Annotated in this window: 11 protein-coding genes and 1 pseudogene; 5 read left to right on the top strand and 7 right to left on the bottom strand. The window is 57.8% G+C overall.

The window, feature by feature from the left end; all coding sequences use genetic code 11:
• Positions 1–68 precede the first annotated feature (68 nt).
• The gene (locus tag NW827_RS08720; RefSeq protein ID WP_414403876.1) at positions 69–1,151 is read left to right on the top strand and encodes a hypothetical protein; all 1,083 of its coding nucleotides are present in this window, start codon (positions 69–71) and stop codon (positions 1,149–1,151) included.
• Between the two features lie 7 nt (positions 1,152–1,158).
• On the opposite strand, the gene NW827_RS08715 is transcribed toward NW827_RS08720, so the two are convergent.
• On the bottom strand, positions 1,159–2,046 hold the full coding sequence (locus tag NW827_RS08715) for a hypothetical protein (protein ID WP_414403875.1): 888 nt from the start codon (positions 2,044–2,046) through the stop codon (positions 1,159–1,161).
• 225 nt (positions 2,047–2,271) lie between these two features.
• On the opposite strand from NW827_RS08715, the gene psbV reads away from it, so the two are divergent.
• From psbV to NW827_RS08695, 4 genes are all read left to right on the top strand, one after another.
• Positions 2,272–2,805, top strand: coding sequence for a photosystem II cytochrome c-550 (gene psbV, locus NW827_RS08710; RefSeq protein WP_414360162.1), 534 nt, complete (start codon positions 2,272–2,274; stop codon positions 2,803–2,805).
• Between the two features lie 327 nt (positions 2,806–3,132).
• Positions 3,133–3,378 (top strand): hypothetical protein, encoded by a 246-nt coding sequence (locus NW827_RS08705; RefSeq protein WP_414403874.1) that lies wholly within the window; start codon positions 3,133–3,135, stop codon positions 3,376–3,378.
• Positions 3,379–3,418: 40 nt separating this feature from the next.
• Complete coding sequence (locus tag NW827_RS08700) at positions 3,419–3,898, top strand: LapA family protein (RefSeq protein ID WP_414360157.1); 480 nt, start codon at positions 3,419–3,421, stop codon at positions 3,896–3,898.
• Positions 3,886–4,782, top strand: coding sequence for a sulfatase-like hydrolase/transferase (locus NW827_RS08695; RefSeq protein ID WP_414403873.1), 897 nt, complete (start codon positions 3,886–3,888; stop codon positions 4,780–4,782). Before NW827_RS08700 ends, NW827_RS08695 begins: the two co-directional genes overlap by 13 nt.
• Positions 4,783–4,871: 89 nt before the next feature.
• Here NW827_RS08695 and NW827_RS08690 read toward each other — a convergent pair whose 3' ends face one another.
• The 6 genes and pseudogenes from NW827_RS08690 to NW827_RS08665 all read right to left on the bottom strand — a co-directional run.
• A complete protein-coding gene (locus NW827_RS08690) occupies positions 4,872–5,969 on the bottom strand; it encodes an AI-2E family transporter (RefSeq protein WP_414403872.1) in 1,098 nt (365 codons plus the stop codon).
• A 21-nt stretch (positions 5,970–5,990) separates the two neighbouring features.
• Positions 5,991–6,767 carry an enoyl-ACP reductase FabI gene (gene fabI, locus NW827_RS08685; RefSeq protein WP_414360150.1) on the bottom strand — a complete coding sequence of 259 codons (777 nt, stop codon included), beginning with the start codon at positions 6,765–6,767 and terminating at the stop codon, positions 5,991–5,993.
• A gap of 61 nt (positions 6,768–6,828) precedes the next feature.
• Positions 6,829–8,634, bottom strand: coding sequence for an aspartate--tRNA ligase (gene aspS / locus NW827_RS08680; protein WP_414403871.1), 1,806 nt, complete (start codon positions 8,632–8,634; stop codon positions 6,829–6,831).
• Positions 8,635–8,993: 359 nt separating this feature from the next.
• Positions 8,994–9,281 (bottom strand): RNA recognition motif domain-containing protein, encoded by a 288-nt coding sequence (locus tag NW827_RS08675; RefSeq protein ID WP_414360146.1) that lies wholly within the window; start codon positions 9,279–9,281, stop codon positions 8,994–8,996.
• Positions 9,282–9,451: 170 nt separating this feature from the next.
• Positions 9,452–10,225 (bottom strand): annotated as a pseudogene (gene rsmG / locus NW827_RS08670) (16S rRNA (guanine(527)-N(7))-methyltransferase RsmG); the annotation flags it as partial.
• Positions 10,222–11,194, bottom strand: a 973-nt coding sequence (locus tag NW827_RS08665) for a hypothetical protein (RefSeq protein WP_414503575.1), incomplete at its 5' end; no start/stop codon positions are given. The gene NW827_RS08665 and the pseudogene rsmG, both read right to left, overlap by 4 nt.

Here is an 11,194-nt window from a genome sequence, read left to right as displayed (position 1 = left end):
GGCTATTGGTTTCTCCCTGGGCGTTTATACCTGTAGGCGATCTGAAGTGAACCGCTACGAATCGAGGTTTGAGAAAAGAAACTGAGAGGGCAATAGCTTTGCAACTTCACCGGTTCACTCAAAGAGCTAATAGTCAGTTACTGGATGAGATTCTAAGAAAGTTACAAGCTGACCTTGAGGGCTTCAAACTTCATATCTCAGAAAGTCTGTCCGAAAGTTACCAAAACTTCCTTCAGCATTTAGCTGAGTACAGAAATCAGCTAGTTAAGAACATAAGTAACCAGCAGAATATCCTGAGCAGGTTAGAAAGTACAGAAAAAATTTCCCAGAATCTAAGCTCAAGTTCTAGCCTTCAAAAGACGAAGGAAACTAACGAGCGAACTGCTGACGCGCGACTCAAGAGTTTGCCGCCAGAGACGATTAGCCGTGAACAGGTGAAGATAGGGGTATTTCTGTGGTCTAAGAACATAAGGATGAAGAACCTGCTTCCATATAGTGAAAAAGCAGCAGAAGGGGAACTCGATAACAAGCTGAACTGGATATCAAACCTTATGGGTCAGAGGTACTCGATGATTGAGAAGCTTTACAAAGAAATTAAATCTGGCATTGGAGAAGAAAAGAGCTTGACTCTTTGCTTAAAAGGCAACCCCCCAGAAGTGATAAATTATAGCTGCCAACTTGCTTCCACTCTACATAAGGTTAATTTCTTAGAGGAATATAACTACTCAAAATCCTCCAAAACCCTGATGGTAAAACTAAGCAAGTCTTCAGAGGCAATCAAGTTCCTATCTGGAGATTGGCTGGAGAGATATGTCAAACAGCAACTGATCAAGTTTGCTAGAGAGCAGGGACAGAAGATCGATTTTTCCTACATCGCAAATGCGGAAGTTACTTTGCCCAACGGTAGCGACTTTGAGATCGATCTCTTCTTCCACATTAACAACCGATTCTACTGGATAGAGTCGAAGACCGGCAGCGAAGTACTCTTGGCTCGCCTCCGAAATGGGTTGGGTCTCGGCCCAGATCAAGTCTTTCTGGTCTTGGCAGATGCTGATCAAGAGACGAGAAGTAGGATCTCCTCCTCCTATAATCTTTCAGCAATTAGTGTCGAGGAGGTTGAGTCTCTACTGTACAGAATTGTGAGGAGGTAGACTCAGTCTAAGCTACCACTTTGACAGCCTGCTCCATACACCACCAGGGATCCTCGGCAAAAGCCGGCATGGGCGTGCTGCCTGCTCTACCCAAAATGGCCAGCCGAACTTCCCGATCCAGACGGGATCCTGATCCATAGGGATCTTCGGAGGGGGGCTCCAGTCTTTGCCCTAAAGGGGGCATTGCCATGATGCCGGGCTGCATGCCAGTACTGCTGACCCAGATTTTGAAGCGATCCACCGTTGTCTCGGCGTCTTCGGGCAGTTGCATCTGCAGCAGATAGCGAGGGCCAGAGCCGACTAACACGCTTTCGCTAGGGCGCAGGCGGGCAGGAAAGTCCGGCTGGTAGGGATAGACTAAACCGACGCTGCACTGCCGTTCGTCAAAGACTGTTACATAGACATGCACCGGGGTGAGGGCCCTATTCCGCAAGGCAATAGCCAGGTTGCGTCCTGCCTGGATTTGCACTTGGCCCTGAGGATCCCGCGGCAGGGGGCTAACTTCGGCAGGCCTGGAGCCGCTGGCTGGCGTTTCCAGTTGCAGAAACTCCACTTCCAGGACGTTGCTTAAGGCATCGCTGGCAGGTTGCAGGTTGAGGAGGTTGTCGAAGGCAGCCACGTGCTCCAACAGCCGCACCAGCTTGCGGGGCAGAGCCTGCGGCTTTTTCACTGGGATCCGGAAAGCAGCCAGAGCCACCGCCTCTCCGCGGCGGTAAAAGTAATAAGTGGCATCCGGCAAAATCTCCACCCGCAGAGCTGCTGTTTCCGGCTCAGTATAGGTCAGAAGTGGCGAGGCCGGCAGAGCCGTTACTAACTCGGCGACAGGGATCGGCACTTGACTGGGATCTGCGCAGGTGAAGGCCACCCGCAACGGCTGGAACTGGAAGGATGACATGGGCAATAATCCTAGAACTTCGCTCCAGAACCTCCAGAGGGCAGGCTAAGCTTTATGCTACCTGTTTAAAAGCCAATCCTAGCCGCTGGGGATCCTGAACACCTCCCAGAGAATCCCGCCTGCAAGTGATCCCGCAATAGTCTATCCTTAGATCCTGGTGGCGGGTTTGTCACTGGAGCAGAGCCGACCCCCTTTCTTTTTGAGGTCATTGATTGGTGGAGAACCATGTTTAGCAAGTCCTTTTCTTTCCAGAAGGCGCTGGTGGCAGTGCGGCGGTTTTTGGCTTGGATCCTGGCTTTGGGGCTGGCTGGGTTTGCCTGGGGGCCGGCCCTGGCAGCCAGGCAGATCCCTCCGGTTCCCCTGTCGCCCACTGAAACTATTACTTTTACCGAGGCGCAACTGGCCCGCGGCAAGCAGCTCTTTAACAAAACCTGTGCCCAGTGCCACGTAGGAGGCCAGACCCTTCCCAACCCAGATGTTACCTTGAGCCTTTCGGATCTAGCGGGGGCAACACCTCCTCGTGACAACGTGCTGGCAATTGTGGACTACATTAAAAACCCAGTTACCTATGATGGAGTAGAGTCACTGGTGGAATACCATCCCAACACCCAGCTCCTAAGTGAGTATCCTCGCCTGCGCAACCTCACTGATGAGGATCTAAAGTTAATTGCCGGCTACATCTTGGTTCAAGCTAAGACGGTGCCCGGTTGGGGCGGCACTAAGAGTGAATCCCACAGTGATCTTTCGGCCTATCTCTGATGTCTAGGCAAGCTCAAGTGGCAAACCGGTGGCGGATCCCGAGCTGGAGATAGGCCGGGATCCTGCTTTTGGTATGGCTAGGGCTAGCTAGCCTAGTGGCAGCCCGTATTGATCCCTACGTGAGCCAGTATCTGCGGGCCACTGAGCCGGTGGTAACCCTCCGTCCCGCTAGCGCGATTTGTACAGGGCGGAAAAGCCCGCTTGCGTTAGCGGGACGTAGTCCTTGAGCGACTTGAGTCGTTTGCCAATGCTCAAGCACCCACCCCTGTGAAAGAGCCGGATAGTGCTAAGCGGAACCTTGAGACTTGGTTCCAAGGAACTGTCTAGGTGTGGCTTGACACAGCGCGTTCGTCGGTGGACTGCGTTAGTCGGTGGTCATGCTCTCGTGGAGTACCCCGCAGCTACGATGGCAGCGAGCCCAGCTACGGCTGCCGTCCTGTACCTCCCTCCTGGATGGATGAGGAAGCTCTGCGTAACCTAGCTGCCTTTATCCTTAGAGCTGCTCAAGTGGCCCCCACCTGGGGCTCCAACACTTCAATTGACCCTGGCTGGAGGCTCTCTGCCCCCTGCTAGGGGATTGATGGTAGCCTAAGGGAGAGGAAAGGTTGAGGCCATGCTCCAGAACATCCGCTCCCTGCTCCTAGGCCTGTGGATCCTGGCCTTGCTCATCTTCCTTGTCCAAAACTGGGGATCTGCAGCGGTGGTTATTGTCGCTGGGCAGGCCAGCCCAGCTCTGCCCCTGTCGCTGGTGCTTTTGACTGCCTATGGAGTAGGAGTGGGCTTGGGATTTCTGTACGTGGGATCTTGGCAGCTACACCAGCGGGCGTTGGAGCGACAGGCAATCCGCAAGCTTAATCAACTCCTCGAGCGGGTGCGTTTTTTGGAAGCGCAGCTGCTTCCCCCTGACCACTATTTGCCCCCAGATCTGCCGGATCCCCAAGCAGGCCGCTATTCCTATTCCAATATCCCGCCGGAACGCATTCGCGATCCCGCCCCCGAACCCAGTGAAGCTGAGGACGACACCGCAGCTCCCAGCTGGCGGATCGTCCGGCGGCCTTACGCTGCCGAGGAGGAGGAAGAATGGGATTCCTAAACTGGTGGAGAGCATCTGCAGCCCCTGCCTCTGAGCCCACCCCTCGCCCCGAGCCTCAAGGGCAGAATAACTACCTGCTCATCGTGCTGGACAGTTGCCGCTTCGACAGCCTGCTGGCGGCTAAGCCCAAGCACTTGCTGAAGTTAGGCCCTCTGGAAAAGCGCTGGAGCTACGCTTCCTGGACAGCTCCTGCCCACTACAACCTCCTCATGGGCCTGCTGCCCCATACTAGCCCCACCCACGTCTTTGCTTCCGAACACTACAAGCAGGAGTATTTGCGCTACAACGAGCGCCTTGGCACTCGGCAGCCAATTGAGTTCAAGCATCTGCTGCCGCACCTCTATTTGCCAACGCTACTGAAGCATCAACTGGGCTACACCACCCACGCCCTAGTCTCCATGCCGGTGCTCAACCCCAGCACCCTGCTCAATCGCGACTTTGATTCCTACCGTCTCATGCCCCGCCACAACGACATGGCGGCTATGGTGGAGCAGTTGCGCTTTGATCCGGATCGCCCTAGCTTTTACCTGCTGAATGTGGGCGAAACTCACTATCCCTACGCTCTGCCCGACGAGGACCCCAGCTCGTGGCCCCACCTTTCGGGGGTCAATGGGGTGCTCAAGCGGCTGGATGAAGGGGAAGAGGACGGGATCCCCTTTTTCAGTGCCGCCCAGTTGGAGGAGCTGCGCCAGCGGCAGATTGAGGCAGTGCGCTACCTAGACGGGGTCTTTGAGCAGCTGTTCGATCTGGTTCCCAAAAACACCTACATTACAGTGACTGCCGACCACGGCGAGTTGTTTGGGGAAGGGGGCTACTTTGGCCATGGCCCCATCCAGCACGAAAAGGTGCTGGAAGTGCCTTTTATCGAGGGAAAAATTCGCTAACAACGCCCCCAGCTTCTCTCTGTTAGGGACAGGAAAGATGGGGATCGGGGCTAGGTTGCTGCCTGAAAGGGCCGTCTCTGAGAAAGGGGTTAGACTTGCTGGGTCTCTGGCTTGGGCAGGGTGGGATCCCGGCGAGTTTCCCTTTCGCCATCTTCGGCGGCCAAGTCAGCGGAACGGGCCACCTCGTAGAGACTTTTCACCACGCTGCTGAGGGGAATGGCAACAATCACGCCCAGGATGCCCCCCAGCTGGGCTCCCACCAACAGGGCAATCAAGATCCACACTGGGTTAAGGCCAATTAGCTCCCCCATTAGCCGGGGAGCGATGACCCGATCCTTAATCTGCTGCACAATCAAGGAGACCAGCACCACCTTAAGGCTAAGCCAGATATCTTGGAAGGCCAGCAGCACTGCTGCCGCACCAATGCCAATGAAGCCCCCCACCAGCGGGATCACCTCCAGCAGGCCAATCAAGAGGCCAAACAAAAGCCCAAAGGGCACTCGCAGGAGCCCAAACGCTGGCACCAGCATCAGGGCCATAATGAACCCCAACACCAACTGGCTGATGAGAAAGTTCTGAAAACTCAGCACCAGGGCTTCGCCAATGCGTGGCCCCCAGGGCTTGGGAAAGAGGCTGAGCAACCCCTGCCAGAACTGGCCCCCGTAGAGCAGCATGTAGAGGGCCAAGACCAAAACCAACACCAGGTCAACCACCTGGTTAAAGGTGCCCAGGAGGAGGTCCAGGGACTGGCCGGCAATTTTTTCGGCACTGGCCTGCAGGCGGTTAAGGAGAGTGTTCACCAGCTCCGGCTGCCCAAGGTTGATGCCGCGCTCGGCAGCCCAGAGGCTAATCTGGTCAAGCCAATGTTGTAAAGTATCCACCCACTCCGGGATCCGCGCTCCCAACTGCACCACCTGCCTGGCTAGGATGGGCACAACGGCGATCCCCACCAAGACCAGCAGCACCACCGAGAGGGCAAAGACTAAGGCCACCGCTACAACGCGGTTGACCCGATAGCGCTGCAGGACCTGTACCGGGTAGTTGAGCAAAAAAGCCAGTACCGCCGCCGTCAGGAGGGTGGTGAGCAGATGGCCAAACAGCTGGCCCACTTGCAGGGCCAGCCAGCCGCTAATGACAATCAAAATCCAAGTAAGCAGCAGCCGCTGCAAGGGGGAGAAGCGGTTCATGCCAGGGGGATCCCACTGAGCTTAAAAACCTAGGATGCTATATCCACTATCCACGTAGATCACCTGGCCGGTAATACCACTGGCTAGGTCGCTGGCCAGAAAAGCAGCCACATTCCCCACCTCAAGCTGCGTGATGTTGCGCCGCAGCGGGGCTTTCTCCTCGACGGCGTGCAGCATGGCATGAAAATCAGCAATGGCCGAGGAAGCCAATGTACGGATGGGCCCAGCAGAGATGGCATTCACCCGGATCCCGGCGGGGCCCAGCTCGGCCGCCAGGTAGCGAACACAGGTTTCCAGGCCCGCTTTGGTGACAGCGGCCATGTTGTAGTTAGGCACCACCCGCACACTCCCCAAATAGGTGAGGGTAAGGACGCTGCTGCCAGGTCTTAGAAGAGGCTTGGCGGCTCGGCAGAGGGCAATGAGGGAGTAGGTGCTCACATCCATGGCCAGGGCAAACCCCTCCCGAGAAATATCGCTAAAATTGCCGCTCAGCTCTTCTTTTTTGACGTAGGCTAGGCAGTGAACCAAGATATCGACCTGACCCCATTTCTGGGCTACTGCCTGAAACAGATCGTTGATTTGCTGATCGCTTTGCACGTCGCAGGGGAGGAGAAAATCCGGCTGCAGGGGCTCCGTCAATTGCTGGACTCTGGTTTTGAAGCGATCCCGCTCGTCGGGCAAGTAGGTAACCCCCAACGTAGCTCCCGCTTTGTGCAGCTGCTGGGCAATGCCCCAGGCGATGGAGCGCTCGTTGGCAATGCCGGTTACCAAGGCTTTCTTTCCGGTCAGATCTAGCATAGGGAGACCCAAAGGTAGGGGTACATGCCTATCCATCCTCCCACACAGGTGGAGGGATCCCTTAGCTGGGCTGATAGGTGGAAGCCACGTGCAATTCTTTGAGCTGCTTGGGCTCAACGCCAGAGGGGGCGCCGGTGAGCAAACACCTAGCCTGCTGCGTTTTGGGAAAGGCAATGACATCGCGGATGGAATCTTCCCCTGCCAGCAGCATGACCAGCCGGTCCAGGCCGTAGGCAATGCCGCCGTGGGGCGGCGTGCCGTACTCAAAGGCTTCTAGCAAAAAGCCAAACTTGTCCCGCGCCTGCTCAGGGGTAAGGCCGATGATCTGGAAAACCTGCTCCTGGATCTCCCGCTGGTAGATGCGCAGGGATCCCCCGCCCACTTCCACGCCGTTCCAGACCAGATCGTAGGCCTGGGCCCGCGCCGTTTTTAGGTCGGCCAAGTCCTCCGGATGAGGGGCGGTAAAGGGGTGGTGCAGGGCTTCCAGGCGGTTTTCCTCGGCGTTGAACTCAAACATGGGGAAATCGGTGATCCAGAGAAGATTCAAGGCGTTCTCCGGGATCAAGCCTAGCTCCTGGCCCAGGTGCAGCCGCAGGCGGCCCAGCGACTCGTTGACCACGGCAGCCGGCCCCGCCCCAAACAGCAGCAGATCCCCTGGCTTGGCATTGGTCATCTGCAGCAACTGCTTCTCCTGCTCAGGGCTAAGGCTTTCCTTGAGGGCACCAATGGTGTCGAGGCTGTCAGACCGCACCCGGATGAAGGCCAGGCCGCCTGCCCCGTACTGGGTGACCAGCTTGAACAGGTCCCCGCCGGGTTTGATGCGGGTGTTGGAGATCCTCTCGTCGCCGCCGGGTACCGGCAGAACTTTGACTACTCCTCCCTGCTGCAGGGCTTTGGCAAAGACTTGAAAGCGAGATCCCTGAAACACCGTTGAAACGTCCACCAACTCCAGCCCAAAGCGGGTGTCGGGCTTGTCGGAGCCGTAGCGGGCCATGGCCTCGGCGTAGGTTAACCGCGGGAAAGGACGGGGGAGGTCGATCCCTTTGACGGTTTTGAAGATGTGGCAGAGGAGCCGCTCGTTGAGCTCCAGGATTGCCTCCTGATCCATGAAGCTCATCTCCATGTCCAACTGGGTAAACTCCGGCTGGCGATCTGCCCGCAGATCCTCATCCCGAAAGCAGCGGGCAATTTGGTAGTAGCGATCCACCCCAGCCACCATCAGCAACTGCTTAAAAAGCTGGGGCGACTGCGGCAGGGCAAACCACTCGCCAGGATTGAGGCGGCTGGGCACCAGGTAGTCCCTGGCCCCTTCGGGGGTGGAGCGGGTGAGGATGGGGGTCTCCACCTCGATAAAGCCTTCCTCATCCTCCAGGAAGCGGCGGATGGCCTTGATGACCTGGTGACGCAGCTGCAGGTTGCGAGACAAGCGCTCTCGCCTCAAGTCCAAGTAGCGGTAGCGCAGGCGGATCTCCTCCCGCACCTCTTCCCCTTCCTCCCCAGAAACACTAAAGGGAAGCTGCTTGCCCACACGGCTGAGAATTTCCAGCTCCTCCGCGTAGACCTCCACTTCGCCGGTGGCCAGGCGGGGGTTAAAGGCGTCTTCAGGCCGCCGCTGAACCCTGCCTGTGACCCGCACCACGTATTCATTGCGCACCTCCTTAGCCAGCTCATAGGAGAGGGGAGTTTTCTGGGGATCGGCCACCAGTTGTACGATGCCAGAGCGATCCCGCAGATCCAGGAAGATCACGCCCCCGTGGTCGCGGCGGCGGTCGATCCAGCCGTAGAGGGTAACCCTCTGGCCGATGTGGGCCGGGCGCACTTGGCCACAGTAGAGGGAACGGGGAGGACGACGGATGGCAGCAGGCATGGACAACGTGAGAAAACGAGGGTCTGAGCCCCTATCATACAAAACTCAGCCCCCTTGCCTGGAATCCCCTCCAGCTTCCAGGCGGGGGCCTAGCTCCCCCAGACAGCTCCCAGGCGGCCACCCGTTGGACGACCTAAGGACTACTCCAAGCGGGCGCCACGGCAACTTGCCGCTGCAAGACCCACCTCATGGCTGTTTTGGGGCTCAACCGAGCCAGCAAAAGTGGGGAGCTACCCAGCTATCCTTCCGGTACTCCAGAGCGGCTCCCCTGCTCTTCCTTGGTTTGGCTGAGCCTGTTGAACCCCCACCTTTGGGGTTGAAGCTAGGGATCCCCAGCAGCGGTGCAGCAACCTAAGGATCTAGAAGCGAGCGGAACGATTCCCTCGGCTACTGCTTGTGCTAACCTGCCGCGGCAGGGCCTTGTTGACTCTTAGATCGCGGCCCATCCAAGTGGCTCCATCCAGTTCTTCGATAGCCTTTTGCTCGTCGGCTTCGTTTTCCAGCTCCACAAAAGCAAAGCCCCGCTTGCGGCCCGTTTCGCGATCTACTGGCATCTTGATTTGCTTGACAGTGCCGTATTCAGCAAAAACCCGCCGTAGGTCTTCTTCACTGGCCTTGAAGGACAGGTTGCCGACAAAAATGGTCATAACCTAGCGAACTCCGAACTTTACCCTTTAGCGCTCAGTTCGGAAGCTCGCCTGGTTAGACCCTTGGCTTGATCCGAAACTGATGCCCCCACCATCATAGTCTTGGCAGCAGCATTTGCAAACTCCCCCTCCTCGATTTTCTGCAGACATCTTTGGGGAAGCTTGCTCCGCCCTAAGGGTTGGCGTTGGGGAACGCCAGGCGGGCGGGGATAGAGAGCCGGTGTGGGGGCCACTTTCTCTAGCAGCAGACAGTGGCGCACGCTGTGGCTGTGGGGAGTGGTGAAGGCTTCAACGTGAACCAATTTCCCTCCTAGAAGGGAGAGGGCCCGCTCCAGGACTTGGGCTTCGGCCTGGGTCCAATGGCCGCGGTAGAGGATGGCGCGTCCCCCCACCTTGAGGAGGGGCAGACAATACTCGGCGCAGATCTCCGCGGCGGCTAGGGCCCTGGCTAGAGCCAGATCATAGCTGCCGCGTTCCTGCGGGTCTTGCCCCCAAACTTCCGCCCGCTGAGCCACTGGCCGTGCCTGGGGGAGGGAAAGCTGCTGCAAAACGCCTTGCACAAAGGCAATCTTGCGCTGGGTGCTATCTAGCAGGGTAAAGCTGGCTTGGGGTAGGGCAATTTGGGCTGGGATCCCTGGGAAGCCTGCTCCCGTGCCAACGTCGATCCCCCGCCAGGGCTGGGTTTGGATGACCTCCCAGGGACCCAGGAGGCAGAGGCCCCGCAGCGAGTCCCACAGGTGTTTTTCCCAGAAGTCGATGGGGTCGGTGATGCGGGTGAGGTTTTGGGTGCGGTTGCCGGCCATCACCAGGGGGTAGAGTTGCTGCAGTTGCTGTTGCTGGCGCTCCGTGGGTTGCCAACCGAGATCTGCCAGCCACCTTGCCCACAGCGCTTTGAGATCTGGGGGCTCCGGTGGGAACAGGGGGGTCTGCTTGGCTTTGGTCATCCTGGCAGGCCCAGCTTCAAGGCAGCAGGGATGGCTTTTTCGGCCCAACCCTTGAGTTCCTGGGTTAAGCCCTGCAAAGAGCGATCCGCCCCCACCAGTTCCTGATTCAAGCAAACCAGCTCCTGCAAATCCAGCTCCTGATAGGGGAGCCCCTCCTCCAGCCAGAGGTTAATGGGTTGCGACTGCGCCGGGAAGGGCTGACGGGAGGCCAACACCAGTTCCACCTCCAAAAGCACCTGCTCCAGCCGCTCGACCTGCTCTTGCATCCGCGCCAGCAGGGCTGCTAGCTGCTGACAACAGTGGTGAACCCGTTGGGCGTAGACTTTGAGGGGTAAGGTCAGCGGCAGCAGGGATTCAGACAGCAATTGGATCAGGTGCTGGGCCTCCAGCTCTTCCAGTTGGAGGTCTTGCCAAATAGCCTGGTAGAGCTGCAACGCCTGGCGACAGGCCTCCAGGCGGCGGTAGCAGGGCTGTAACAGGGAAGCCCGCAACTCCTGCAGGTAATCGGCCCACAGTTGTCCCACCTCCCCCATCGAGGTGGGACGCAGAAAACTCCACCCCTGGGCCACCAGCCAACTAATCACCAGGCCGGCCAACAGTTGGTTTCTTTGGCCTAGTAGGAAAGGGGAAAGCTGCTCTCCCCAAATAGCCAGCCCCAGCCAGATCAGGGCGGCCAAAGCCAAATGGGGCAAGCTAATCATCTCGGCCAAAAGCTGGGTAGACCAGCGCTGGCGCAGTCTCCAGATCATCGCGGCCCCTAGGCTGTAGAGCCCTCCCCCCAGCAGCGGGATCGCCACTAACCACGGCAGCGGCAGCAGTTTATTCTTGCCCAGTACATCCCAACTGAGCAAGTACAAGGCCAAGAGAGCCAAAACCACAACCCATCCCTGCTGGTGCTTGAAACGGCGGGCCAGCAAACGACGGCGGCGACGTAGGTAGGTTTGGAAGGATTCGGCAACCATGGACACA

It is taken from the genome of Synechococcus sp. H70.1, assembly GCF_047502705.1.
GTDB lineage: Bacteria > Cyanobacteriota > Cyanobacteriia > Thermostichales > Thermostichaceae > Thermostichus.
This window is presented reverse-complemented; position numbering and strand designations above follow the sequence as displayed.

Bases quoted from the DNA above. Each gene is read 5' to 3' on its own strand.
- NW827_RS08715 (WP_414403875.1), bottom strand. From the start codon at position 2,046: ATGTCATCCTTCCAGTTCCAGCCGTTGCGGGTGGCCTTCACCTGCGCA.
- psbV (WP_414360162.1), top strand. From the start codon at position 2,272: ATGTTTAGCAAGTCCTTTTCTTTCCAGAAGGCGCTGGTGGCAGTGCGG.
- NW827_RS08700 (WP_414360157.1), top strand. From the start codon at position 3,419: ATGCTCCAGAACATCCGCTCCCTGCTCCTAGGCCTGTGGATCCTGGCC.
- NW827_RS08695 (WP_414403873.1), top strand. From the start codon at position 3,886: ATGGGATTCCTAAACTGGTGGAGAGCATCTGCAGCCCCTGCCTCTGAG.
- NW827_RS08690 (WP_414403872.1), bottom strand. From the start codon at position 5,969: ATGAACCGCTTCTCCCCCTTGCAGCGGCTGCTGCTTACTTGGATTTTG.
- fabI (WP_414360150.1), bottom strand. From the start codon at position 6,767: ATGCTAGATCTGACCGGAAAGAAAGCCTTGGTAACCGGCATTGCCAAC.
- aspS (WP_414403871.1), bottom strand. From the start codon at position 8,634: ATGCCTGCTGCCATCCGTCGTCCTCCCCGTTCCCTCTACTGTGGCCAA.
- NW827_RS08675 (WP_414360146.1), bottom strand. From the start codon at position 9,281: ATGACCATTTTTGTCGGCAACCTGTCCTTCAAGGCCAGTGAAGAAGAC.